Source organism: Streptomyces sp. 6N223 (assembly GCF_052246635.1).
Taxonomy (GTDB): domain Bacteria; phylum Actinomycetota; class Actinomycetes; order Streptomycetales; family Streptomycetaceae; genus Streptomyces.
Map to the genome: position 1 here is coordinate 193271 of NZ_JBQQCA010000004.1, position 23991 is coordinate 217261.

Sequence of the window (23991 nt, forward strand, 5' to 3'; positions counted from 1 at the left end):
CGGCCCTACCCCGCCCAGCCCTGCTTGGGCGGGTGCCGGATCTCCAGGAGGAAGCTCAGCCTCTCCGTGTCCGTCCCGGTCCAGTCCTCGGGCGGCGCGATCCGCGCCCACGCCGCCACCGGGTTGGACCCGTACCGGTGCCCGTGCGGCGCCGGCGCCCCGTACGAGACGGCCATGTCGACCGTCGTCTGCCAGAAGGTGACGAACGGGAACCAGTCGATGGACGAGGTCACGTCGGGGCCGAGCGGCTCGTTCAGCCACTCGGGGCGCTGGAAGAGGAGGTCGAAGGACCACCACACCACCGGGTCCGAGGCGTTCTGCAGGTAGACGATGCGCGGCTCCTCCCACACCGAGCCCTGAGGCAGCGCCAGGTCCTGCTCCGGGTACTGCGCGAAGCGCACGTGCCGCCCGTCGTCGTACACCGGCCGCCACACCGGGCTGCCGGGCTCGCGGCGCTCGGTCAGCTCGCTGTGGATCGGGCTGTAGTCCGGCGGCCCGATCAGCAGCGCGCCGTCGGTCCGCTCGATCATGTCGTCGACGCCGTCGAACGCCGCCTCCACGGCCGCCACCGACAGGCTCTCGCCGAACACCAGCAGCTTCGGCCGCTCGTCGGCCGGCTCCTGCTCCCAGCGGGAGTACACGGCGTTGAAGAGCGCCTCGGTGGCGATGCCCGCCTCGTTCCGGTCCACCATGAAGGACGCCCAGCTCGGCATGTAGGAGTACTGCATGGTGACGATCGCGGTGTCGCCGCCGTGCATGAACTCCAGCGCCTCGACCGTCGTCGGGTTGACCCAGCCCGTGCCGGTGGTGCCGGTGACGGCGAGCACCTGCCGGTCGAAGGCGCCGGTCCGCTCCAGCTCCCGCACGGCCAGCTCGGCGCCGTCGGCGTAGTCGTCGTACGCGGCGCGGCCCACGTACGCCCGGATCGGGGGCATCGCGGGCTCGCCGGTGAAGCCCGAGATCTCCTCGGCCGACGGCGCGGTCCCGGTGAAGGTCCGGCCCTTGTTGCCCAGGTCGTCCCAGGCGATGAGCGAGTCGGGGCTGCCGGAGACCAGCGGCGAGTACGGCCGCATCACGCCCGGGTCGGTGCTGCTGTCCTTCGCCTTCGCCCACTGCTCCGCGATGCCGATGACCCCGCGCTCCCAGACCACGTCCCGGGTGCCTATCACCACGATCAGGCTGGTGAGCGCGAGCCCGAGGGCGACCGCGAACGGCCAGGGCATCACCCGGTGCAGCAGCCGCGTCAGCAGCCGGGTCAGCAGCCGGATGGCGCGCGCCACCACCAGCAGCAGCGCCAGCACGACGAGGGCGATCAGCGCGATGAGGATCGAGTGCCAGGTGAGCGTCGGCGGCAGCTCCTGCAGGCGCCGCAGGTCGCGCTGGAGGTCGGCGCTCTGGCCGAGCATGATGCCGATCGCCCACGGCAGCAGCACCAGGTACGCCAGCCAGCAGCGGGCCCGCATCCGCTGGCCCGGCTGCCAGGTCTCCGGCGTGACGAGCCGGTAGATCCAGCTCAGCAGCGCACCGAGGCCGTACCCGATGGCCGCGGTGATGCCGCCGATGGCGCCCTGGTAGTACCACGGGCGGGGGACGAGGGAGGGTGTGAGGGAGAGCCAGAAGAAGAAGGTGGCCACCAGGCAGGCCGCCAGGTCGGGCCAGCGCCGGATGGCCCAGGAGGGGTGCGGCGGGTCCCAGTACGGCTTGCGGGCGACGGCCAGCAGCCGTCGGCCGCCCCGGCGGGCGGCGGCGCGGGCCCGGTCGGCAGGCGCCTCCGGCGCGGCCTGCGCCCTATCCGCGTCCGCCGGCTCGCCCTCGCCGGGCCTCCGGCCCGGGCTCTCGCTCGGCGCCTGCCTCGGCCTCGTCTCCGCGCCGTCCCGCTCCGCCGTCTCCGTCGCCTCCCCTGGGTCCCCGCCGCCCGTCACCGACTTGTCATCCACGAAAACGCCCCGTCACCTTCGGCATGCACCCTGCTTACCGTAAGCGATAGCTCTGACAGGGCCGCGAACTCTTCCCGAACCGTTGCCCCGGCGATGCCGGGGCGTTTTCGTGTCCCTGACTCATCCCCTATGCCAGGCGCGTATAGACCAGGTGTATACGCGATGTGTATAGTGGCTCGCATGTCCATCAGCCACACCCTCCTCGGCCTCCTGGAGTCCGGCCCCCGGCACGGGTACGACCTCAAGCGGTCCTTCGACGTCTACTTCGGGCAGGACCGGCCGCTGCACTACGGCCAGGTCTACGCCACAATGTCCCGCCTGCTGAAGCACGGCCTCGTCGAGGTCGAGGGGATAGAGCCCGGCGGCGGCCCGGAGCGCAAGAGGTACGCCATCACCGACGCCGGGGTCACCGACGTCGAGTCGTGGCTGGCCCGCCCCGAGAAGCCCGAGCCGTACCTGCAGTCCACCCTGTACACCAAGGTCGTGCTGGCGCTCCTCACCGGGCGCGACGCGGGCGGCCTGCTCGACACCCAGCGCGCCGAACACCTGCGCCTGATGCGCGAGCTGACCCGTCGCAAGCGCGACGGCGACCTCGCCGACCAGCTCATCTGCGACCACGCCCTCTTCCACCTGGAGGCGGACCTGCGCTGGCTGGAGCTGGCCACCGCCCGCCTGGACCGCCTGGCCGTGGAGGTCGCGCGATGACCGCCCTGCTGACCGCCACAGACCTGCACAAGACCTACGGTGCCACCCCGGCCCTGGCCGGGGCCGAATTCGCCATCGACGCGGGAGAGATCGTCGCCGTGATGGGCCCGTCGGGGTCCGGCAAGTCCACCCTGCTGCACTGCCTGGCCGGCATCGTGCCGCCCGACTCCGGCTCCGTGCGGTACGACGGGCGCGAGCTGTCCGCCCTGTCCGACGCCGAGCGCAGCGCCCTGCGCCGCGCCGACTTCGGCTTCGTCTTCCAGTTCGGCCAGCTCGTCCCCGAGCTCACCTGCGCGGAGAACGTCGCGCTCCCGCTGCGGCTGGCCGGCACTGGGCGCAGGCAGGCCGAGCGCCGTGCCGTGGAGTGGCTGGCCCGCTTGGAGGTGGACGACGTGCGCCACCAGCGCCCCGGCCAGATCTCCGGCGGCCAGGGCCAGCGCGTCGCCGTCGCCCGCGCGCTGGTGAACAACCCCCGCGTGCTCTTCGCCGACGAGCCCACCGGCGCGCTCGACTCTCTCAACGGCGAGCGCGTGATGGAGCTGCTGACCGACGCCGCCCGGGAGTCCGGGGCCGCGGTGGTGCTGGTCACCCACGAGTCCCGCGTCGCGGCGTACTCCGACCGCGAGATCGTCGTCCGTGACGGCAGGTCCCGCGACATGGCGGGGGCGGCCGCATGAGGGGCTGGGCGCGGGACATGGCCCTCGGCGCCCGCTTCGCCGTCTCCGGCGGCCGGTCCGGCTGGGCCCGGACGCTGCTCACCGCCGTGGGCGTGGGCCTCGGAGTGCTCGTCCTGCTGCTGGCCGCCTCCGCGCCGCGTGTCCTTCAGGCCCAGGACGAGCGCGTCGCGAACCGCGAGCCGAGCTGTTTCACCGCGGTTTCCGGGTGCCCCGACCTGGAACCCGGGCCGGAGACCGTGCTCTTCCGCAACGAGCTCACCCGGTACCACGACGCCGACATCGGCGGTGCCTCGCTCCAGCCGGACGCCGGGGCGGAGACCACGGCCACACCGCCGCCGGGCCTCGACGCCTTTCCCAGCCCCGGCGAGATGGTGGTCTCCCCCGCCCTGGGCCGCATGCTCGACTCGGACGACGGCGAACTGCTCGCGCAGCGCCTTGACTACGAGCGGGTCGGCACCATCGGGGAAGAGGGCCTTGAGGGTTCTGGCGACCTCTTCTTCTACCTGGGCTCGGCCTCCCTCCAAGAGGGCCTCGGCGCGAACGTCGAGCGCGTGGACAGCTTCGGCGGCGAGGTGGTGACCACGGAGTACGGCGCCCCGCTGATGCTGCTGATCGTGATCATCTGCGTCGCGCTGCTGACGCCGATCGCGGTCTTCATCGCCACCGCCGTCCGCTTTGGCGGCGAGCGCCGTGACCGGCGGCTGGCGGCGCTGCGCCTCGTGGGCGCCGACGCCATGACCGCCCGCCGGATAGCCGCGGGGGAGGCGCTGGTCGGCGCGGTCGCCGGACTGCTGCTGGGCGTCGCCGCGCTGCTGTCGACCCGGGAGGTGCTCGGCAGCATCACCCTCTTCGGATTCAGCACCTTCCCCAGCGAGATCACACCCGATCCCTCGCTGACCGCGCTGATCCTGCTCGCGGTGCCCGCGACCGCCGTCGCGGTCGCACTCTTCGCGCTGCGCGGCGTCGCCATCGAGCCGATGGGCGTGGTCCGGCACGGGACGGTCCGGCGGCGCCGGCTGCCCTGGCGGCTGCTTCCCTTCGCCGCCGGGCTTGTGCTGCTCATGCAGTTGGCCGGATCAACCCTCTCCAGCGACGACGACCTCGGCCTCGCCCAGGCCGCCGTCGGCATGGTGCTGGTGCTCGTCGGGCTTACGCTGCTGCTGCCGTGGCTGGTCGATCGGCTGGTCGGCTGGATGCGCGGCGGCCCGGTCTCCTGGCAGCTCGCCACGCGCCGACTCCAGCTCCGCAGCGGCCCCGCCGCCCGCGCGGTCAGCGGTATCACGGTCGCCGTGGCCGGGGCCACCGCCCTGTACATGCTCTTCGCGGGCGTCCGGGCCGACCAGACGACGGAGACCGGACGGGACCCGAGCCAGTACCAGGTGGAGGTCTCGGCCTCGGTCAGCGGAGAGGTAGGGCTCTCGCTCGCGAGGGAGATCGACGGCCTTCCGGGTGTGACCGAGAGCTTTGCCATCACCACGGGCTACGCGACCCGGCCGGACCGGCAGGCGGCCGGGGACGGCGTGCAGCCCGCCGAGGTGGTGGTCGGCGACTGCGCGGCCCTGCGCGAGATGGCCCGGATCGAGACCTGCGCCAACGGCGACGTCTTCCTGACGCGTGACACCGTGCGGCCGGGCGACCGGCTCGACCTGAACGCCGATTACGACGGCCCTCTGCCGGGCGAGTCCCGCCCGTGGACGGTGCCGCGGTCGGCCCGCCGGGTCGCCGTTCCGGAGACGATCGATATCGACCACACGTTCCTTCAGAGCGGCGCCGTCTTCGCGACGCACGGCGCTCTGGACGTGGGCTCGCTCGGCGACGCCTTGCTCATGTCGGCGATCGAGACCGACCCCTCGGACAGGAACGCCATCGAGCAGATCCGCAACGCGGCCTGGGAGCGTGACCCGGACATATACGTCTGGGAGGTCGAATCGGAGACCCTCACCGATGAGTTCAGCGGCATCCAGACCGGGCTGCTGGTGGGGGCGAGCGGGGTGATGCTGCTGATTGGCGCCAGCCTGATCGTCTCCACGCTGGAGCAGCTCCAGGAGCGCAGGCGCCTGCTGTCGGTCCTCGTCGCCTTCGGCACCCGGCGCGGCACCCTCGGCGCCTCGGTCCTGTGGCAGACCGCCATCCCCGTCGTCCTGGGGCTCGCGCTGGCAGCCGTCGTGGGCACCTGCGTGGGCGCCGCGCTGATGGCGACCGTCGACATCTCCGTCACCGGCTGGCTCGCCTTCCTCCCCATGACGGCCGTCGGCGTCGGCGTCATCGCCCTGGTGACCCTCGCCAGCATGCCCTTCCTGTGGCGCCTGATGCGCCCGGACGGCCTCCGCACGGAGTGAGTTCCGAGATCGGGTGCGAACAGACCAGCCCCACCGGTCTGTTCGCACCGATGTGCTCAGAGCGACGTGACGAACTCGTTCCACACCCAGCGCGAGCACATAGAGCCGGTGGTGAGCGGCGACGCCGGCCGGGTCGTCAGCAGGCCGGGCACCAGCGCTGTCCTGACACGGGAGCCTGAGGGCGGGAGCGCCGACGCCGCAGCGTCAACGGAGGCGCGCGCTGCGTCGTGCGCCCCCGTTCCGCGCCCACCGCCCCGGGGCGTTAGATTCGTGCCATGAGCAGCGGGACGAGCAACGAATACCGGATCGAACACGACTCCATGGGCGAGGTGCGGGTGCCCGCGCACGCCAAGTGGCGGGCGCAGACCCAGCGCGCGGTGGAGAACTTCCCGATCTCCGGCCAGCGCCTGGAGCGCGCCCACATCGCCGCGTTGGCCCGCGTCAAGGCCGCCGCCGCCACCGTCAACGCCGAGCTGGGCGTCGTGGAGAAGGACATGGCCGAGGCGATCGCCGCCGCCGCCGAGGAGGTAGCCGAGGGCCGCTGGGACGAGCACTTCCCCGTCGACGTGTTCCAGACGGGCTCCGGCACTTCCTCGAACATGAATATGAACGAGGTCGTCGCCACCCTCGCCACGGAGCGCCTGGGCCGCCCGGTCCACCCCAACGACCACGTCAACGCCAGCCAGTCCTCCAACGACGTGTTCCCCTCCTCCATCCACATCGCCGCCACCGCCGCCGTGACGGGGGAGCTCATCCCGGCGCTCACCCACCTGGCTGCCGCGCTGGAGCGCAAGGGCACGGCGTTCGCCGGGATCGTCAAGTCCGGCCGCACCCACCTCATGGACGCCACCCCCGTCACCCTGGGACAGGAGTTCAACGGCTACGCCGCCCAGATCCGCCACGGCATCGAGCGGCTGAACGCCTCCCTGCCCCGCCTCGCCGAGCTGCCGCTCGGCGGCACGGCCGTGGGCACCGGCATCAACACCCCGCCCGGCTTCGCCGCCGCCGTCATCGCCGAGGTGGCCCGCGCCACCGGCCTGCCGCTGACCGAGGCCCGCGACCACTTCGAGGCCCAGGGCGCCCGCGACGGCCTGGTGGAGACCTCCGGCCAGCTGCGCACCATCGCCGTCTCGCTCACCAAGATCTGCAACGACCTGCGCTGGATGGGCTCCGGCCCCCGCACCGGGCTCGCCGAGATCGCCCTCCCCGACCTCCAGCCCGGCTCCTCGATCATGCCCGGCAAGGTCAACCCGGTGATCCCCGAGGCCGTCCTGATGGTCGCCGCTCAGGTCACCGGCAACGACGCCACCGTCGCCGCCGCCGGCTCCAGCGGCAACTTCGAGCTGAACGTCATGCTCCCGGTGATGGCCAAGAACGTCCTGGAGTCCATCCGCCTGCTCGGCAACGCCGCCCGCCTGCTGGCCGACCGTACCGTGGACGGCATCACCGCCAACGCCGAGCGCGCCCGCGAGTACGCCGAGTCCTCCCCGTCCGTGGTCACCCCCCTCAACCGCTACATCGGGTACGAGGAGGCCGCGAAGGTCGCCAAGCGCGCCCTCGCCGAGCGCAAGACCATCCGCGAGGCGGTGCTGGACGGCGGGTACGTGGAGCGTGGCGAGCTGACGATCGAGCAGCTCGACGAGGCTCTCGACGTGCTGCGCATGACCCGCCCCTGACGGGCGTTCCGACAGACGTCCTGACGGGTGTCCTGACGCGCGGTCAGCCGGGCCGGTCCCGCCCCGAATATCATGCATAGATGACAACGGGAACAAACGGGGCCGGATCGGCCGCATCGGCCGGGGTGGGACAGCGCTGGCGGACCGGCGACCACATCCTGTGGCGTTACCGGGCCAACGGACCGGCCAACGGCACGGCGGCGTTCCACATCTGCCGGCCCGTCACCGTCGTCGAGGACACCCCCGACCTGCTCGCCGTCTGGCTGGCCGGCGACACCGAGTGCGTCAAGCCCACGCTGACGGATGGCACCCCCATCCATCTGGAGCCGCTCGCCACCCGCTACACCAAGCCGCGCACCACCGTCCGCGCTCCCTGGACCGGCACCGGCGTGCTGAAGCTCGCCCGCCCGGGCGATCCGTGGTCCGTGTGGCTTTTCTGGGATCTGCACTGGCGCTTCAAGAACTGGTACGTCAACCTTGAAGAGCCCCGCAGGCGCTGGCCCGGCGGGGTCGATTCGGAGGATCACTTTCTCGACATCGCGGTCTACCCCGACCGCAGCTGGGAGTGGCGGGACGAGGACGAATTTGCCCAAGCACAGCAGGCTGGGCTGCTGGACGCCGAGCAGGCGGCGCGCGTCCGCGACGCTGGCGAGGCCGCGATCCGGCTGATCAGCACCTGGGGCTGGCCCTTCAGCGAGAAGTGGACGCGGTGGCGGCCCGACCCCGGCTGGCTGATCCCCCGACTCCCGGCCGACTGGAACCGGCCGGCGCCCGACAGCGGGGGACACCACCCTCCCCAACGATGGGCCGGCCGCCCCAGCACCCCGAGTACCTCTTGATGCGCACCCGGGAGCCAAACGTAGGATCGACCCCCACGACCGCACACCGGAACAACCGCACAACATCCCTCTCCCGCACGTCAGTTCCCCTTGGATGGATGGACATCCCCCCGTGACGGACCCGACCCGACCGCAGCCCGTGGCACGCACAGCGGACGTAACCTCCCCCGCGGAGAGATCAGCGTTCCCGCACGCCCGCTCCGGGCCAGAAGGCGTGACCGCGGAGCACCCCCACGTCCGTCCCGGCCCCGACGCGAACGACGTGACGCCCGAGCCCCGGCCCGACCACCAGGCCGAACACCAGCCGGGCCCTCAGCCGGAGCTCAAGCCCGACGAGGGCCTGAGCGGCGGGATGCGCGAGACCGAGCGGTTGCGGTTCGTGGGCTCGGCCACCCGCCGCATCGCGCGCGGCATGGACCTGGACGAGATCGTGCTCGGCCTGTGCCGCGCCTCCGTCCCCACCTTCTCCGACGCGATCATGGTGTATCTGCGTCACCCGCTCCCGGTCGGTGACGAGCAGCCCGTCAACCCCTGGGTGCTGAAGCTGCGCCGCACCGACCGGATTCCCGAGGCGCTGTCGCTCGGCGACGCCCTCCCCGACGGCGCCGCGCCCGTGCTGCCGCTGCTGTCCGGCGCCACCTCCCTGGTCGAGGTGCGGGGCAACGGCCCGCTGGCGGAGGTGCTGCGCGGCGTACGCCCGGTCTTCACCGAATCGCAGGTGCCCAAGGCCGCGCTACGCGAGCTGACCGGCGCCGTGGCGCTGCCCGAGGGCCAGCGCGCCATCCTCGCCCCGCTGCGCGGCCGCCGCCGCGTGATCGGCGCGGCGGTCTTCGTGCGCCGCCCGGACCGCGCCGGCTTCGAGTCCGAGGACCTGCTGGTCGCCCAGCAGCTGGCGACGCACTCGGCGCTCGGCGTCGACAAGGCAGCGCTGTACGGGCGGGAGGCGTCCATCGCCGACGAGCTGCAGCGCACGATGCTGCCGGACGACCTGCCGCAGCCGCCCGGCGTTCGCCTGGCCAGCCGGTATCTCCCGGCGGCGCAGTCGGCGCGGGTCGGCGGCGACTGGTACGACGCGATCCCGCTGCCCGGCAGCCGCGTCGCGCTCGTCGTCGGCGACGTGATGGGCCACTCCACCACCTCGGCCGCCATCATGGGCCAGCTGCGGACCACCGTGCAGACCCTCGCCGGGCTCGACCTGCCGCCGCAGGAGGTGCTCCACCACCTCGACGAGCAGGCGCAGCGGCTGGGCACCGACCGCATGGCGACCTGCCTGTACGCCGTGTACGACCCGATCTCCCACCGCATCACCGCCGCCAACGCGGGCCACCCGCCGCCGGTGCTGCTGCGCGTGGACGCCACCACAGAACGCCTCGACCTGCCGCCGAACGCGCCCATCGGCGTGGGCGGCGTCGACTTCCAGGCCGTGGAGATCGACGCGCCGGTCGGCGCCACGCTGGTGCTCTACACCGACGGCCTGGTGGAGTCCCGCACCCGGGACGTGTGGACGGGCGTGGAGCACCTGCGCGAGAAGCTCACCAAGACCGCGCAGCTCACGCGGCAGAACGCCGCGCCGCCGCTGGAGCCGCTGTGCGACGAGATCCTCGACATCGTCGGCACCGGCGACCGGGACGACGACATCGCGCTGCTCGCCGCCCGCTTCGACGGCATCGCCCCCGACCTGGTGGCGCTGCGCAAGCTCGACCCGAAGGCCGAGTCGGTGCGCGAGGCGCGCCGCCTGGTCCGGGAGAGCCTGGAGCGGTGGGAGCTGACGGAGCTGGAGGACTCCGTCGAGCTGCTGGTGTCCGAGGTGGTCACCAACGCCGTCCGGTACGCCGAGCGGCCGGTCACGGTCCGGCTGCTGCGCACCGACGTGCTGCGCTGCGAGGTCGGCGACGACGTGCCGCTGCTGCCCCGGCTCCGCCAGGCCGGGCCCTCGGACGAGGGCGGGCGCGGCCTGTACCTGGTGCAGCGGCTGGCCCGCCGCTGGGGCGCCACGCGCCTGGGCACCGGCAAGCTCGTCTGGTTCGAGGTCACGCTGCCCGGGCAGCAGACGCCGCCGGCCCCGCTCACGCCGGCTCCCGGCCTCTAGTCGCGATGTATCGCGAATCGGTACGCTGAGCGGGTGAACTCCGAGAACACTCCTGCAGTGTCGCTGGGCAAGCCGGACAAGTCGGACGGGCCGGGCAGGCCGGGCGGTCCGCCCGCCGTGCGGGCTTCGGACGCGGATCGCGACCGAATAGCCGACATCCTGCGCGAGGCCCTGGCCGAGGGGCGTCTGGACGCCGAGGAGCACGCCGAGCGCGTCGAGGCGGTCTACCGGGCCAAGACCGTGGGTGAGTTGGAGCCGCTCATCGAGGATCTGCCCGCCGGGCAGAGGCACGCCGCCGTGCCGCCGTCGAGGTCCCCGGCCCTGGCGCCGCGCCCGGAGCGGGCGCCCGCCCGTGGCCACGGCCTGCACCACAGCGGCGGGAAGAACGTGGTGGCCGTCCTCAGCGGCGCGGTCCGGAGCGGCCGGTGGCGGGTCGGGGGCAAGGTCAACGCGGTGGCGGTCTGCGGCGGCGTGGAGATCGACCTGACCGAGGCGATCTTCGAGCAGCAGCACGTGGTCATCAACGCGACGGCGATCTGCGGGGGCGTCGAGATCAGGGTGCCGGAGAACGTCAGTCTGCGCGGCTCGGGCTCCGGTGTCATGGGGGGTTTCGAAGTCCAGGCGGGCGAGTCGGACCAGCCCGAGGCGCCGGTGGTGACCGTCCAGGGTGTCGCCATCATGGGCGGCGTCGAAGCGAAGCAGGTCAAGGGCAAGCGGGTCGAGGACCTCCGCGAACACTGAGGCGAAAACCGGCCACGAAAAGCACGAACACTCGTCTCGAAAATTAACCAGTACGTCAGGCTGTTGCTCGGTGCATAAGCGCGCGTACAGCGGGTAGGGCTCGGGGGACCGTCACTCGTTTGGCGCATGCTGGGAAGCGCCACCGGCGGGTGAGGGTCCAACAGCCAGGAGCGACCCCCCGGTAGCCGTCCTCAGGAGTTGACCGTGCTGCAATCGTCACCGCCACACGAGTCCCAGTGGTCCGCAGGCGTCCCCACTCAGCACACTTCCAGCAGTTCCAGAACTCTTGCGGGTCCCTGGCACACGGAGGCCGCCTGCCGGCGCGACGAGGCGGGGTTGTTCTTCGCCCCCTCCCAGGAGCCCACGGCGGCCCGGCTCTCCCGGGAGCAGGCGGCGAAGTCGGTGTGTGCCCGCTGTCCCGTGCTCCTGGAGTGCCGGGAGCATGCCCTGTTGCAGCCCGAGCCGTACGGCGTCTGGGGCGGCCTGACCGCCGCGGAACGCCGGGTGATGCTCAGCCGCAGGCGGCGGCGGGAGGCGGCGGCCGGCGGTCGCGTCGCCTAGCGCCCGCGGTCGAAGTCGATCGCACTGTAGGCGCGCAGCTTGGACAGACGATGGGTGGAGTCGATCTGCCGGATCGTTCCCGAGCGGGATCGCATCACCAGTGACTGGGTGGTGGCGGTTTCAGCCCGGTAGCGAACGCCGCGCAGCAACTCGCCGTCGGTGATGCCGGTGGCGACGAAGAAGACGTTCTCCCCGCGCACCAGGTCCCCGGTGTGCAGCACCCGGTCCAGGTCGTGACCGGCGTCCAACGCCGCGCGCCGCTCGGCCTCGTCCTTGGGCCACAGCTTGCCCTGGATGGTGCCGCCGAGGCAGGCGATCGCGCAGGCCGCGATGATGCCCTCGGGCGTGCCCCCGATGCCGAGGAGCAGGTCGACGCCGGTGCTCTCGCGCACGCTCATGATGGCGCCGGCCACGTCACCGTCCTGGATGAACTTGATGCGCGCGCCGGTGTCGCGGACCTCGCGCACGAGTTCGCGGTGGCGGGGCCGGTCGAGGATGACGACGGTCATGTCCTCCGGCGCGCCGCCCTTGGCCTTGGCGACGCGCCGCACGTTCACCGACGGCGGCGCGTCGATGTCGACGAACTCGCTCGCCTCCGGCCCGGTGGCGAGCTTGTTCATGTAGAAGACGGCGCTGGGGTCGAACATGGAGCCGCGCTCGGCGACCGCCAGCACCGAGACGGCGTTGCCCATGCCCTTGGCGGTGAGCGTGGTGCCGTCCACCGGGTCGACGGCCACGTCGCACTCGGGGCCCGTGCCGTCGCCGACCCGCTCGCCGTTGAAGAGCATCGGCGCCTCGTCCTTCTCGCCCTCGCCGATGACGACGACGCCGTTCATCGAGACGGTCGAGATGAGCGTGCGCATCGCCCGCACGGCCGCGCCGTCCGCTCCGTTCTTGTCGCCGCGGCCCACCCAGCGCCCGGAGGCCATCGCCCCGGCCTCGGTCACCCGCACCAGTTCCAGCGCGAGGTTGCGGTCGGGGGCGGCGGGGGCCACGTCGAGCGCGGGCGGCAGCTGGTGTTCGGACATCGAGGACGCACCTCTTTCCGGACGGTGGGAGGGTGTCTTCGACTCTAGCCGCGATCGTTCAAATGAGCACTGGGGTCCTCGAACGAGCGGTGGCGGGGGCGGCTGCGCCGACCGTCACCCCATGGGCCACCATGGAGGAGTGGCAAGCGAGACGGCGACCGACACCGAGGCTCCCGAGACCCCCGAGACGCCCGAGTCCACCGGCGCCCACCCGAACCGGCGGCCGAACTTCAGGCGCGCCCGCGACATGGTCCTGTCCATGGCGGTGCTCTGCGTCGGCGCGTTGTTCCTGTACCTCTTCATCCCGCACGACTCCTCGAAGGACACCGTGCCGCAGCCCGTCGAGTTCGAGGTGGCCGCGCTCACGGCGGCCCGCGCCGCGCCCTACGAGCTGCTCGTGCCGCATGGCCTGGGCGAGCGGTGGCGCGCCACCTCCGTCCGGTACGAGGCGCAGGGCCAGTTCGGCGCCACCTGGCGGCTGGGCTTCGTCACCCCGGACGACGAGTACGCCGCCCTGGCCCAGACCGACGGCCGTGCCAAGGGCTTCGTCGCCGAGATCACCCAGCACGCGGAAGCCACCGAGCTCCATCTCCGCATCGACGGCGAGAGGTGGGAGATCTACCAGGGCCCCAAGTACGACGCGCTCGTGCTCCAGCGGCCCGGGGTCACCACGGTCGTCTTCGGCACCGCCCCCGTCGACACCCCCTCCGACTCCCTCTCCCGCTTCGCCGGGTCCCTCGGCCCGCCGAGCTGATCAGCCGGCCTTCCCGGCCACGCCCTCCACCTCGTCCTCGTCCTCGTCGTCGTCCGCGCCACCGAACTCGTCGGCCAGCTCCTCGTCCTCCTCCGCCTCGGCCTCCTCCGAGGCCAGCGCCGCGTCGAGCCGGGCGCGGGCGCCCTCCAGCCACTGCCCGCAGATCCGGGCCAGCTCCTCGCCGCGCTCCCACAGCGCCAGGGACTCCTCCAGCGTCGCCCCGCCCGCCTCCAGCCTGCGGACCACGTCGATCAGCTCGTCCCGCGCCTGCTCGTAGCTCACGGCCCTGCCCGCCTCCGGTTCCGTCATGACCGCCACCCTATGCTCGCTCCTCTCCGCGCCGGTTCCGAGCCGGTTCGCGCCCACTCGTTCTACGCCCGCTCGCCGACCGTGACCGTGAACGCCCCGTCGGCGACCCGGGCCCGCAGCGCCTCGCCCGCCGCGACCTCGTCCACGGCGCGCACCGCCGCGCCGTCGGCCCGCTGCAGCACGGCGTACCCGCGCTGGAGCGTCGCCGCGGGGGACAGCGCCACCACACGTGCCCTCGTGTGCTCCAGGTCGCTCCGCGCGCGGTCCAGCAGATGCCCGAGCGCCCGCCTGCCCCGGCCGGTCAGCTCCGCCACCTGCGTCTCGCGCTCGGACACCATCCGCCGCGGGTCGGCCAGCACCGGCCGCCCCAGCGCCGCCGCCAGGCCCCGCTCCTCCCGGTCGAGCAGGGACTCCATCACCCACCGCGCCCGCTCCCGGAGCTGCCGCACCCGCGCCAGCTCCTCGCCCACGTCCGGCACGATCCGCTTGGCCGCGTCCGTCGGCGTCGAGGCCCGCACGTCGGCGACGAGGTCGAGCAGCGGCGAGTCCGGCTCGTGCCCGATCGCCGAGACCACCGGCGTCGTGCAGGCGGCCACCGCCCGCACCAGCGCCTCGTCGGAGAACGGCAGCAGGTCCTCCACGCTGCCGCCGCCCCGGGCGACGATGATCACGTCGACCGCCGGGTCCGCGTCCAGCTCCCTGATCGCCTCGATCACCTGCACCACCGCGTGCACGCCCTGGACCGCGACGTTCCGCACCGCGAAGCGGACGGCCGGCCAGCGGTGCCTGGCGTTGTGCAGCACGTCGCGCTCGGCGGCCGAGGCCCTGCCGGTCACCAGCCCGATCCGGTGCGGCAGGAACGGCGGCCGCCGCTTGCGCTCCTCGGCGAACAGGCCCTCGCCCGCCAGCGTCCGCTTCAGCCGCTCCAGCCGCAGCAGCAGCTCGCCCACGCCGACCGCGCGGATCTCCGCCGCGCGCAGCGACAGCTCCCCGCGCGGGGCGTACCACTCGGGCTTGGCGTACACCACGACCCGGGTGCCCTCGCTTATCAGCTCCGCCACCGAGTCGAAGACCGAGCGGTAGCAGGTGACCTTGAGCGACACCTCCCGCGAGGGGTCGCGCAGCGTCAGGAAGACGACGCCGAAGCCGGGTCTGCGGCTGAGCTGCGTGATCTGTCCCTCCACCCACACCGCGCCCAGCCGCTCGATCCAGCCGCCGATGAGACGGGACACCTCGCCGACCGGGATCGGCACCTCCGCTGAGGTCTGCACAGCCATGGCGCAACGCTAACGCCCCGCACTGACACACCCCCCGGCGCGCGCCCATCGCTCCAAGGCGCCCCCTACAGGTGTCAGGGGCGGCCCGTACGATGGCCACATGACCAGTTCGCCCGCCGCCGCCCCCGCGCCCTCGCCGTCCGCCGCGCCGCGCCGCGTCCTGCTCGCCGCCCCTCGGGGATACTGCGCGGGCGTCGACCGGGCCGTCATAGCCGTGGAGCAGGCGCTGGAGCAGTACGGCCCGCCGATCTACGTGCGCCACGAGATCGTGCACAACAAGTACGTGGTGCGGACGCTGGAGCGTAAGGGCGCCATCTTCGTCGAGGAGACCTCCGAGGTCCCCGAGGGCGAGATCGTGATCTTCTCCGCCCACGGGGTCGCCCCCGAGGTCCACCGGGAGGCCGAGCGCGGCAGGCTCGCGACGGTCGACGCCACCTGCCCCCTCGTCACCAAGGTGCACAAGGAGGCCGTCCGCTTCGCCCAGGAGGACTACGACATCCTCCTCATCGGCCACGACGGCCACGAGGAGGTCATCGGCACCAGCGGCGAGGCGCCGGAGCACATCACGGTGGTGGACGGGCCCGACGACGTGGCGAACGTCGAGGTGCGCGACCCGGAGAGGGTCGTGTGGCTCTCGCAGACCACGCTCTCGGTCGACGAGACGATGGAGACGGTCGACGCGCTCAAGAGCCGCTTCCCCAAGCTGGTCAGCCCTCCCAGCGACGACATCTGCTACGCCACGCAGAACCGCCAGACCGCGATCAAGCGCGTCGCCGCCGGCTCCGACCTGGTGCTGGTGGTCGGCTCGAAGAACTCCTCGAACTCCGCCCGCATGGTCGAGGTCGCCCTCGGCGCGGGCAGCCCGGCGGCGTACCTGGTGGACAACGCCTCGGAGATCGACGAGTCGTGGCTCCAGGGCGTGAGCACGGTCGGCCTCTCCTCCGGCGCCTCCGTGCCGGAGGTGCTGGTGGACGAGGTGTTGCGCTGGCTGGCCGAGCGGGGATTCGGCGACGTCGAGGTGGTCCAGCCGATGACGGAGCACATCCAGTTCTCGCTCCCCAAGGAGCTGCGCCGCGACCTGCGCGCGGAGGCCGCCGCCAAGGTGGCCGAGTAGGCCGCGAGTGGAGCAGGCCGGAAGCAGGCCGGGGGTCAGCGCGGCGGCGCGGCCGCGGCCAGGCGTCGCCGCCTGCGGCGGCGCTTGAGGATCGTGCCGAGCAGCAGCAGCGCCCTGCGCAGCAGCACCAGCCCCGCGGCCGTGACCGTTCCCGCGAAGAGCCACGGCGCGCGCAGCGCCAGCTCGGTCACCGCGTCCACCAGCCCGTGCGTGGTGACGAGGCCGGCGGCGAACGCGATGGGCGCGGCGATCGGCGCGCAGATCAGGTCGTGGGGCCGCACCCAGATCGCCGCCGCCACCGCCATGATCAGGAACAGCACGCCGTAGAGCGTCGGCACGCCGCCGAAGAGCTCGCACAGCCACGCGACCGCCACCATCACCGCGGTGGCCAGCACCCCGCAGCCGAGCCCGGTCAGCCGGACGCGGGGCCGCCGCGCGGGCGGCCGCCGATGGCGCGGCTGGGCGCGTACGCGGGGCGAGGTCCGGACGACCCGGCCCCAGGGCCTGGCGGGCTTGGCGGCCCCGGCGGGATCTGCCAGCCGGGCGGGCCGGGGCACGCTCCGCGTGGTCGCCTCCTGGCGCCGCGGAGGGTGCTGCATTGTGCGCGTACCGTGTTCCACGCGCACACGGTAAGCCGCCAACCGTGACAAAAGGCTGCAAAGACACACTTAACGGGCAATAGGATCGCCCCCAATGCCGGAACGCCGGACCCGGCCACGCCCGTAGACTGGGGCACCGGTCCGCCCGTTTGTACGCCTCCTCTCACCGGAAGTCGCTCACGTGTCGCTCACGATCGGTATCGTCGGCCTGCCGAATGTCGGCAAGTCGACCCTCTTCAACGCCCTCACCAAGAACGAGGTGCTGGCGGCCAACTACCCGTTCGCCACGATCGAGCCCAACGTCGGCGTCGTCGGCGTCCCGGACCCCCGCATCGCGCGGCTCGCCGAGCTCTTCGACTCCCAGCGCGTCGTCCCCGCCCACGTCGACTTCGTCGACATCGCCGGCCTGGTGCGCGGCGCCAGCGAGGGCGAGGGCCTGGGCAACCAATTCCTCCACCACATCCGCGAGTCCGACGCCATCTGCCAGGTCATCAGGGCGTTCAAGGACGAGAACGTCGTCCACGTCGACGGCAAGGTATCCCCCAAGAGCGACATCGAGACCATCGACACCGAGCTGATCCTCGCCGACCTCCAGACCATCGAGAGGGTGCTGCCGCGCCTGGCCAAGGAGGCCCGCGTCAAGAAGGAGAAGCAGCCGCTGGTGGCCGCCGTCGAGGAGGCCAAGGCCATCCTGGAGGAGGGCCGCACCCTCTACGCCGCCGGCATCGCCCAGGGCACCGAGCGCGCCGAGCCGCTGCGCGAGCTGCACCTGCTGACCGTCAAGCCGTTCCTGTACGTCTTCAACGTCGACGAGGACGAGCTGACCGACGAGGGCTTCAAGCAGGAGCAGCGCGCCCTCGTCGCCCCGGCCGAGGCGATCTTCCTCAACGCCAAGCTGGAGGCCGAGCTCGGCGAGCTGCCCGAGGAGGAGGCGCTGGAACTGCTCCAGACGGTCGGTCAGGACGAGCCGGGCCTGGCCACCCTCGCCCGCGTCGGCTTCGACACCCTCGGCCTGCAGACCTACCTCACCGCCGGGCCGAAGGAGGCCCGCGCCTGGACCATCAAGAAGGGCGCCACCGCCCCCGAGGCGGCCGGGGTGATCCACACCGACTTCCAGAAGGGCTTCATCAAGGCCGAGGTCGTCTCCTTCGACGACCTCCTCGACGCCGGCTCGGTCGCCGAGGCCCGCTCCCGCGGCAAGGTCCGCATGGAGGGCAAGGAGTACGTGATGCGCGACGGCGACGTCGTGGAGTTCCGTCACGGACCCGCGGGCGGGGGGAAGAAGTGAGCGATACCCCCGGCCGGCCCCGGGCGTGACCGCGACGGCCGTGGACCGGCTCGCCCTCGCGCGGAACGAGCACATGACGTTCCGCGCCAACATGGGCGCCGGGCGCCACGGGTGGCTCCGGCTCACGCCCGCCTACGGCGTACGCCTGGTCCGCGAGCGCATCTCGCACCTGCCCGCCGGCAGCGTCATCACCGACCCGTTCTCGGGCACCGGCACCACCCCGCTGGCGGCGGCGGAGCTCGGCCACACCGGGCAGTCGGTCGACATCAACCCCTTCCTCGTCTGGCTCGGCACCGTCAAGACGCGCCGCTACGCCGGCGGAACGCTGCTCGCCACGGCCGACGCGACGCGCGCCGTCGTGGCCGCCGCCCGCGCCCGGCGCGGCGACGCCGGCCTGTGGCAGCCCGGCCTCTTCAGGATCGAGAAGTGGTGGGGTCCGGGCGCGCTCCAGGCGCTGAAGGCGCTCCGCGCCGCCATCGACGCGTACGACGGCGCCGTCCGGGACCTGCTCGACATCGGCCTGTGCCGCTCGCTCATCTCCTGCTCCAACGCGGCGTTCAACCACCAGTCCATGTCCTTCAAGGCCGCCACGGACGACACCGCCCTCCTCGACGCCGACGACGTGGAGCGGACGATCGCCGCCTTCGACACCGAGATGGCGACGGTCATCGCCTCGGCCCGCTACGACCTGCTGGGCTCGGCCTCGGTGCGGCGGGGCGACTCCCGCCAGGTGCTGGCGGACCTCCCGCCGGCGGACCTCGTGCTGACCTCGCCGCCCTACGCCAACCGCATGAGCTACATCCGCGAACTCCGGCCGTACATGTACTGGCTGCGGTACCTCGACGCCGCGAGCGACGCGGGCGAGCTGGACTGGCGCGCGATCGGCGGCACCTGGGGAACCGCGACCAGCAAGCTGAACACCTGGGTACCGGAGGCCGAGACCCCCGTCGACGCGGCGATGAAGGCCGTCTGCGACAACATCGCCGCCGACGGCGGCAGGAACGGCCCGCTGCTGGCCACCTACGTGCACAAGTACCACCACGACATGTGGCTGCACTTCCGGAGCATCACGGGCCACCTCAAGCCGGGCGGCCGGGCGTCGTACATCATCGGCAACTCGACCTTCTACCAGCACGAGGTCCCCGCGCACGAGTGGTACGCCGCCATGCTGCGCGCCCTCGGCTACCGCGACGTCCGGGTCGAGACCATCCGCAAGCGGAACTCCAACAAGGCGCTCTTCGAGTACGACGTCTCCGGCACGAAGCCGGCCTGACCCACCGCCGGCCCGAGGCCCTACGTGGAAACGCTCTTCGCCTCCCGCCGGATGTCCGGCTCCAGGTAGATGACGCGCGCGATCGGGACCGCCTCGCGGATGCGGGCCTCGGCCGCGTCGATCGCGCTCGCCACCGCGTCGGCGCGCTCGTCGTGGCGTACCGCGATCTTCGCCGCCACCAGCACCTCGTCCGGGCCGAGGTGGAGCGTCCGCATGTGGATCACGCCGGTCACGGTCTCGCCGTCCACCATCGCCTCGCGGATGGCGGCCACCGACTCCGCGCTCGCCGCCTCGCCCAGCAGCAGGGACTTGGTCTCGGCCGCCAGCACCAGCGCGATGATCACCAGCAGCACGCCGATGCACAGCGTGCCGATGCCGTCCCAGACCCCGTCGCCGGTGGCCAGCGCCATCAGCACGCCGCCCAGCGCCAGGAACAGGCCGACGAGGGCGCCGAGGTCCTCCAGCAGCACCACCGGCAGCTCGGGCGCCTTGGCCGTGCGGATGAAACGCCCCCACGACTGCTTGCCGCGGACCTCGTTCGACTCCTTTATCGCGGTGCGGAAGGAGAACGTCTCGGCGATGATCGCGAAGACCAGCACGCCCACCGGCCAGTACCAGTGATCGATCTCGTGCGGGTGCCGGATCTTCTCGTAGCCCTCGTAGAGCGCGAAGACGCCGCCCACGCTGAAGAGCACCACCGAGACGAGGAAGGCGTAGACGTACCGCTCGCGCCCGTACCCGAAGGGGTGCTCCTCGCTGGCCTCACGCTTGGCGCGCTTGCCGCCCAGCAGCAGCAACGCCTGGTTGCCCGAGTCGGCGACCGAGTGCACTCCCTCGGCCAGCATCGACGACGAGCCGCTGAACCCCGCCGCCGTGAACTTCGCCGCCGCGATGGCGAGATTGGCGCAGAGTGCGGCGACGATCGCCCTGGTTCCCCCTGAGGCGCTCATGCTGCTACCGGTTCCCTTCTGCGTGGATGGGTGCGGACCCGCCGAACGCGGCCTGCCCGCGCGGGCGTACGGTACCGCCGCGACCCTATCGGCCCCGCGCCCGCTCCGGGCACCGGCGTCGGCGCCCGGTCCGCGGCCCGGCCGTTCGACTCAGCGGACCTCGATGAACGCCTCGGCCGAGCGCGGCGGCCGGGGAGCAGGCCTGGCGGCGGCGTGGCCCACCGCGACCGCGCCCATGGGGTCCCAGCTCTCCGGCAGCGCCAGCTCCTCCCGCACCACCTCCCGGCAGAACATCGTGGAGGAGACCCACGCCGAGCCCAGGCCCTCGCCCGCCAGCGCGACGAGCAGGTTCTGCACGGCCGCGCCCATCGCCACCACGAACATCTCCCGCTCCGCGGCCGAGCGCCTCGCGTCCGGGTAGGCGTGGGCGCCGCCCTCGGACCCGGCCACCAGGCACGGCACCACCAGATACGGCGCGCGCCGCAGCACCTCGCCGCGCCGCACCCGCCGCGCGATGGACTCCTCCGGCTTCCCGTCACGCCGCAGATCCGTGATCCACGCCCGCAGCATGGCGTCCAGCAGCCGCTCGCGCGCGCCGTCGGACTCCAGCAGCACGAATCGCCACGGCGTGGTGTGGTGCGGCGCCGGCGCGGTGACGGCGGCGGCCACGGCCCGGCGCACCGCCTCCGGGTCCACCGGCGCGTCGGTGAACTCCCGCACCGTGCGGCGCATCGTCACCGCCTCGCGCACCGCCTCCGAGGTGCCGAGCCGGAACATGTCCTGCGCGGGCTCGCGCACCAGCTCGCGCGCGCTCGCCTCGCCGCCGACCCGGTGCGGCAGGCCGCGTATGACCGCCACCGGACAGCCGTTGGTCTTGCCCTTGACCAGCTCGCCGGCGGCCGCCAGCTCGTCGGCGACGGCCGTCATGGTCACCCCGAGCGGGTTGCCGTACGGGTCGGTCCCGCCGCGCAGGTCGTCCAGCACCGTCACGCCGGCGGCGCCGATCGCCACGTCCGTCTGCCCGGTGCGCCAGGGGCGGCCGAAGGTGTCGGTGACGACGACGCCGACCTCGACCGACAGCATCTCGCGCAGGCCGTCCCTGATGCGGGCGGCCGAGGCGTCGGGGTCCTCGGGCAGCAGCAGCACGGTGCCCACGGGGGCGTTCGAGGAGTCGACGCCGGCCGCGGCCATGACGAAGCCGTGCCGGGTCTCGACGATCCGGGTCGTGCCGCGCCGGGCCACCACCCGCACCGCCTCGGCGTCGATCGCCGCCTCGCGGTCCTCGGCGGCCAGCGCCCGCCCCTCCGCCTTGCTGACGATCTTCGAGGTGACGACGAGCACGTCGCCGTCGGCCAGTCCCGGCAGGCCGGGGGCGGTGGCGGCCTGCGCGACGAGCTTGGCCAGCTCGTCGCCCGGCTTGACCTCGGGGATGCCGGGCAGCGCCCAGACGCGGTACGCGGGGAGGCCGCCGGGAATCGAATCAGTCATGCCGGGCGTGCCTCCTCGGCCAGCGCCAGCGCCTCGTCGGCCATGGCGGCGGCGGCATCGACGTCGGTCATCAGCAGGGGAACGGCCCGGCAGCGGATCCCGTCCGCCTCCACGGCCTTGACCGCCTCGGCGTCGACGGTGTCGACCAGCCAGCCGTCCAGCAGCCCGGAGCCGTAGTGCTGGGCCACGGCCGCGGCCGTCGCCTCCACGCCGACGGCGGCCAGCACCTTGTCGGCCATGCCCCGCACCGGCGCGTCACCGACGATGGGGGACAGGCCGATCACCGGAACGCCCGCGCCCGCGATGGCCTCCCTCATGCCGGGCACGGCCAGGATCGTGCCGACGCTCACCACCGGGTTGGACGGCGGAAACAGGATCAGGTCGGCCTCCCCGATCGCCTCCAGCACCCCCGGCGCGGGCGAGGACTGCTCGGCGCCGACCGGCACCACGGCGTGCGCGGGCGGGGCCGCCCGCAGCCGCACCCAGTACTCCTGGAAGTGCACGGCCTTACGCCCGCCCGAGCCGTCGTCGATCACCACGTGGGTCTCGACGCGGTCGTCGGTCATCGGCAGCAGCCGCACGCCGGTCTCCCAGCGCCGGCACAGCGCCTCGGTGACGGCGCTGAGCGGATACCCGGCGCCGAGCATCTGCGTGCGCACGATGTGGGTGGCGAAGTCGCGGTCGCCCAGGCCGAACCACTGCGGCTCGACGCCGTAGGCGGCCAGCTCCTCCTTGACGGTGAACGACTCCTCCGCCCGCCCCCAGCCCTGCTCCTCGTGGATGCCGCCGCCGAGGGTGTACATCACGGTGTCGAGGTCGGGGCAGACCTTCAGCCCGAAGAGGTGGATGTCGTCCCCGGTGTTGCCGATGACGGTGATGTCCGCCTCCGGCGCGGCCCGCTTCAGCCCGCGCAGGAAGCGGGCGCCGCCGATGCCGCCGGAGAGAACCACGATGCGTCGCATGCGGCCAGTCTCTCAGCAGGCCTGGGCGCTCCTGGCCGTGGGTGCGGCGGCCGGCTCGTGCATGGGCATCTCGGTCAGGCCCGGGAAGTAGATGTGCAGGCTGACCGCCGGCTCCAGGGTGACGTTGATCATCTCGTGGACGTATCCGGGCGCGAAGACGCGCAGCGACCCCGGCGTGAGGACGTGCGTGCCCCGGCCCTGGGCCCGCTCGGTCAACGCCCCGTCCAGCACCGTGTAGACGCCGTGCGAGGGGCCGTGGTCGTGCCGCCCGCTGCCCTGGCCCGGCACCCAGCTCAGCAGCCACACCTCGTACCCGGGGCCGGTCCGCAGCCGGTGGTACCAGCGGCTGACGGCGTCGAAGCGCACCAGCGGCGCCCAGCGGCGGCGGTCGCCCGCGATCGCGTTCGCCAGCGCGGCGAACTGCCCGATGGTGGAGGGGTGCTCGGGGGCCGGCGGCAAGAGGTGCGCCACCGCCAGCGGATCGCCGGCGATTTCGATGTCGTTGTCCATGGGCGTGAAGGGGGCCTCGGGGGAGTCTGGGGAAGCGTGAGGTGAGTCTCGGAAGTGTGCCTTAGGGGGCTGACAGCAGCGCTAACGGCAGCGGAGAGCCGCCGCCGGCGTCAACCGGGCGCCGCCGGCCAGGCGCATTCTTTCACCACTTCCGGGGGTCCGGTGTGCCGAAAGGTTTATGCGTCAGCCGCCGCGGACAGACGCGCAGGCATCACTCCCGAACGCCGTTGCTCATCCGTGATCCCGCTGTGATCTGGATCGCTTCGCGTCGGGGCTGGAACGTCTCCGGCGCTTCGCGCGTCCCCCTGTCAAGAAACGACGGAAGGGGAAGCCGAGGGCCGGGACAGCGAGCATGCTTTGTGGCGATTTGAACACTTTCCGTATGGCTGTGGTGCCACAGGGTGAATCATCGGGTGAATGGGAGATCGTGGCTTGACTGCCACAGAGCGCCCCACCTGTAATTTCACTCGTGTCGTTCGTGCGGGATCGATAACGACAGCATCACGGGGAAGCAAAGATGACGAGGGGCGCGCATATGACCGAGCTGTTCCACCAACTGCTGGTCGCCGAGGCCGAAGAAGAACTCGGATGGCAGGAGCGCGCACTGTGCGCCCAGACCGACCCGGAGTCCTTCTTCCCCGAGAAGGGCGGGTCCACACGCGAGGCCAAGAAGGTCTGTCTCGCCTGCGAGGTGCGCTCCGAATGTCTGGAGTACGCCCTCGCGAACGACGAACGCTTCGGAATCTGGGGCGGATTGTCCGAGCGTGAGCGGCGTCGCCTGAAGAAGGCCGCGGTCTGACGGATCGCCGGTCGTCGACCGGTCGCCGATCGATCACCGATCGATCACCGGCCGATCGCCATCGGTCGAGCCGCGG

General features: G+C 72.6%; 22 protein-coding genes. 13 read left to right on the top strand and 9 right to left on the bottom strand.

The features are described from left to right. Positions 1-5: 5 nt before the first annotated feature. On the bottom strand, positions 6-1937 hold the full coding sequence (locus ACTWQH_RS05150; RefSeq protein WP_443285111.1) for an alpha/beta hydrolase: 1932 nt from the start codon (positions 1935-1937) through the stop codon (positions 6-8). Positions 1938-2117: 180 nt separating this feature from the next. On the opposite strand from ACTWQH_RS05150, the gene ACTWQH_RS05155 reads away from it, so the two are divergent. From ACTWQH_RS05155 to ACTWQH_RS05190, 8 genes are all read left to right on the top strand, one after another. Next, entirely contained in the window at positions 2118-2642 is a 525-nt protein-coding gene (locus ACTWQH_RS05155) for a PadR family transcriptional regulator (RefSeq protein WP_443285112.1), read from the top strand. Next, complete coding sequence (locus ACTWQH_RS05160; protein WP_443285113.1) at positions 2639-3319, top strand: ABC transporter ATP-binding protein; 681 nt, start codon at positions 2639-2641, stop codon at positions 3317-3319. The genes ACTWQH_RS05155 and ACTWQH_RS05160 overlap by 4 nt, the downstream gene beginning before the upstream one ends. Then, positions 3316-5658, top strand: a complete 2343-nt coding sequence (locus tag ACTWQH_RS05165) for an FtsX-like permease family protein (protein WP_443285114.1) — start codon at positions 3316-3318, stop codon at positions 5656-5658. The genes ACTWQH_RS05160 and ACTWQH_RS05165 overlap by 4 nt, the downstream gene beginning before the upstream one ends. 275 nt (positions 5659-5933) lie before the next feature. Then, positions 5934-7334: a class II fumarate hydratase gene (locus ACTWQH_RS05170; protein WP_443285115.1), complete on the top strand. Its 1401-nt coding sequence runs from the start codon at positions 5934-5936 to the stop codon at positions 7332-7334. An 80-nt stretch (positions 7335-7414) separates the two neighbouring features. Further along, the gene (fomD, locus tag ACTWQH_RS05175) at positions 7415-8173 is read left to right on the top strand and encodes a cytidylyl-2-hydroxypropylphosphonate hydrolase (protein WP_443285116.1); all 759 of its coding nucleotides are present in this window, start codon (positions 7415-7417) and stop codon (positions 8171-8173) included. A gap of 94 nt (positions 8174-8267) precedes the next feature. Then, a complete protein-coding gene (locus ACTWQH_RS05180) occupies positions 8268-10262 on the top strand; it encodes a SpoIIE family protein phosphatase (protein WP_443285117.1) in 1995 nt (664 codons plus the stop codon). A 57-nt stretch (positions 10263-10319) separates the two neighbouring features. Continuing rightward, positions 10320-11003 carry a DUF1707 SHOCT-like domain-containing protein gene (locus tag ACTWQH_RS05185; protein ID WP_443285151.1) on the top strand — a complete coding sequence of 228 codons (684 nt, stop codon included), beginning with the start codon at positions 10320-10322 and terminating at the stop codon, positions 11001-11003. A 204-nt stretch (positions 11004-11207) separates the two neighbouring features. Next, positions 11208-11564, top strand: coding sequence for a WhiB family transcriptional regulator (locus ACTWQH_RS05190; RefSeq protein WP_443285118.1), 357 nt, complete (start codon positions 11208-11210; stop codon positions 11562-11564). On the opposite strand, the gene glpX is transcribed toward ACTWQH_RS05190, so the two are convergent. Continuing rightward, positions 11561-12592: a class II fructose-bisphosphatase gene (gene glpX / locus ACTWQH_RS05195; RefSeq protein WP_443285119.1), complete on the bottom strand. Its 1032-nt coding sequence runs from the start codon at positions 12590-12592 to the stop codon at positions 11561-11563. The genes ACTWQH_RS05190 and glpX overlap by 4 nt on opposite strands. A 139-nt stretch (positions 12593-12731) precedes the next feature. Here glpX and ACTWQH_RS05200 point away from each other — a divergent pair, with 139 nt between their 5' ends. Beyond that, a complete protein-coding gene (locus ACTWQH_RS05200; RefSeq protein ID WP_443285120.1) occupies positions 12732-13346 on the top strand; it encodes a DUF4245 domain-containing protein in 615 nt (204 codons plus the stop codon). Here ACTWQH_RS05200 and ACTWQH_RS05205 read toward each other — a convergent pair whose 3' ends face one another. Together ACTWQH_RS05205 and xseA are read right to left on the bottom strand one after the other, a co-directional pair. Next, positions 13347-13655 (bottom strand): exodeoxyribonuclease VII small subunit, encoded by a 309-nt coding sequence (locus tag ACTWQH_RS05205; RefSeq protein WP_443285121.1) that lies wholly within the window; start codon positions 13653-13655, stop codon positions 13347-13349. A gap of 62 nt (positions 13656-13717) precedes the next feature. Next, positions 13718-14932, bottom strand: a complete 1215-nt coding sequence (xseA, locus tag ACTWQH_RS05210; RefSeq protein WP_443285122.1) for an exodeoxyribonuclease VII large subunit — start codon at positions 14930-14932, stop codon at positions 13718-13720. A 100-nt stretch (positions 14933-15032) separates the two neighbouring features. Between xseA and ACTWQH_RS05215 the strand changes: the two genes are divergently transcribed. Then, positions 15033-16046, top strand: a complete 1014-nt coding sequence (locus ACTWQH_RS05215; RefSeq protein ID WP_443285123.1) for a 4-hydroxy-3-methylbut-2-enyl diphosphate reductase — start codon at positions 15033-15035, stop codon at positions 16044-16046. A 35-nt stretch (positions 16047-16081) separates the two neighbouring features. Here the strand turns inward: ACTWQH_RS05215 and ACTWQH_RS05220 are convergent, their stop codons facing one another. Further along, on the bottom strand, positions 16082-16603 hold the full coding sequence (locus tag ACTWQH_RS05220; protein ID WP_443285124.1) for a DUF6542 domain-containing protein: 522 nt from the start codon (positions 16601-16603) through the stop codon (positions 16082-16084). A 223-nt stretch (positions 16604-16826) separates the two neighbouring features. Here ACTWQH_RS05220 and ychF point away from each other — a divergent pair, with 223 nt between their 5' ends. Together ychF and ACTWQH_RS05230 are read left to right on the top strand one after the other, a co-directional pair. Continuing rightward, a complete protein-coding gene (gene ychF / locus ACTWQH_RS05225; RefSeq protein ID WP_443285125.1) occupies positions 16827-17933 on the top strand; it encodes a redox-regulated ATPase YchF in 1107 nt (368 codons plus the stop codon). Between the two features lie 25 nt (positions 17934-17958). After that, positions 17959-19206 (top strand): DNA methyltransferase, encoded by a 1248-nt coding sequence (locus tag ACTWQH_RS05230; RefSeq protein ID WP_443285126.1) that lies wholly within the window; start codon positions 17959-17961, stop codon positions 19204-19206. A 20-nt stretch (positions 19207-19226) separates the two neighbouring features. Here ACTWQH_RS05230 and ACTWQH_RS05235 read toward each other — a convergent pair whose 3' ends face one another. The 4 genes from ACTWQH_RS05235 to ACTWQH_RS05250 all read right to left on the bottom strand — a co-directional run bounded on the left by ACTWQH_RS05235 (position 19227) and on the right by ACTWQH_RS05250 (position 23116). Beyond that, positions 19227-20156 (bottom strand): cation diffusion facilitator family transporter, encoded by a 930-nt coding sequence (locus ACTWQH_RS05235; RefSeq protein WP_443285127.1) that lies wholly within the window; start codon positions 20154-20156, stop codon positions 19227-19229. Between the two features lie 150 nt (positions 20157-20306). Continuing rightward, positions 20307-21644, bottom strand: coding sequence for a coenzyme F420-0:L-glutamate ligase (locus ACTWQH_RS05240; protein ID WP_443285128.1), 1338 nt, complete (start codon positions 21642-21644; stop codon positions 20307-20309). Further along, on the bottom strand, positions 21641-22606 hold the full coding sequence (gene cofD, locus ACTWQH_RS05245; protein WP_443285129.1) for a 2-phospho-L-lactate transferase: 966 nt from the start codon (positions 22604-22606) through the stop codon (positions 21641-21643). Before cofD ends, ACTWQH_RS05240 begins: the two co-directional genes overlap by 4 nt. 12 nt (positions 22607-22618) lie before the next feature. After that, positions 22619-23116 (bottom strand): cysteine dioxygenase, encoded by a 498-nt coding sequence (locus ACTWQH_RS05250; protein ID WP_443285130.1) that lies wholly within the window; start codon positions 23114-23116, stop codon positions 22619-22621. Between the two features lie 535 nt (positions 23117-23651). Between ACTWQH_RS05250 and ACTWQH_RS05255 the strand changes: the two genes are divergently transcribed. Beyond that, entirely contained in the window at positions 23652-23915 is a 264-nt protein-coding gene (locus ACTWQH_RS05255; protein WP_347594155.1) for a WhiB family transcriptional regulator, read from the top strand. Positions 23916-23991: the final 76 nt, after the last annotated feature.

Coding starts and splice junctions, on each gene's coding strand:
- ACTWQH_RS05165 (WP_443285114.1), top strand. CDS start 3,316: ATGAGGGGCTGGGCGCGGGACATGGCCCTCGGCGCCCGCTTCGCCGTC.
- cofD (WP_443285129.1), bottom strand. CDS start 22,606: ATGCGACGCATCGTGGTTCTCTCCGGCGGCATCGGCGGCGCCCGCTTC.
- ACTWQH_RS05155 (WP_443285112.1), top strand. CDS start 2,118: ATGTCCATCAGCCACACCCTCCTCGGCCTCCTGGAGTCCGGCCCCCGG.
- ACTWQH_RS05180 (WP_443285117.1), top strand. CDS start 8,268: ATGGATGGACATCCCCCCGTGACGGACCCGACCCGACCGCAGCCCGTG.
- ACTWQH_RS05240 (WP_443285128.1), bottom strand. CDS start 21,644: ATGACTGATTCGATTCCCGGCGGCCTCCCCGCGTACCGCGTCTGGGCG.
- ACTWQH_RS05215 (WP_443285123.1), top strand. CDS start 15,033: ATGACCAGTTCGCCCGCCGCCGCCCCCGCGCCCTCGCCGTCCGCCGCG.
- ACTWQH_RS05235 (WP_443285127.1), bottom strand. CDS start 20,156: ATGAGCGCCTCAGGGGGAACCAGGGCGATCGTCGCCGCACTCTGCGCC.
- fomD (WP_443285116.1), top strand. CDS start 7,415: ATGACAACGGGAACAAACGGGGCCGGATCGGCCGCATCGGCCGGGGTG.
- ACTWQH_RS05250 (WP_443285130.1), bottom strand. CDS start 23,116: ATGGACAACGACATCGAAATCGCCGGCGATCCGCTGGCGGTGGCGCAC.
- ACTWQH_RS05170 (WP_443285115.1), top strand. CDS start 5,934: ATGAGCAGCGGGACGAGCAACGAATACCGGATCGAACACGACTCCATG.
- ACTWQH_RS05160 (WP_443285113.1), top strand. CDS start 2,639: ATGACCGCCCTGCTGACCGCCACAGACCTGCACAAGACCTACGGTGCC.
- ACTWQH_RS05205 (WP_443285121.1), bottom strand. CDS start 13,655: ATGACGGAACCGGAGGCGGGCAGGGCCGTGAGCTACGAGCAGGCGCGG.
- glpX (WP_443285119.1), bottom strand. CDS start 12,592: ATGTCCGAACACCAGCTGCCGCCCGCGCTCGACGTGGCCCCCGCCGCC.
- ACTWQH_RS05255 (WP_347594155.1), top strand. CDS start 23,652: ATGACCGAGCTGTTCCACCAACTGCTGGTCGCCGAGGCCGAAGAAGAA.
- xseA (WP_443285122.1), bottom strand. CDS start 14,932: ATGGCTGTGCAGACCTCAGCGGAGGTGCCGATCCCGGTCGGCGAGGTG.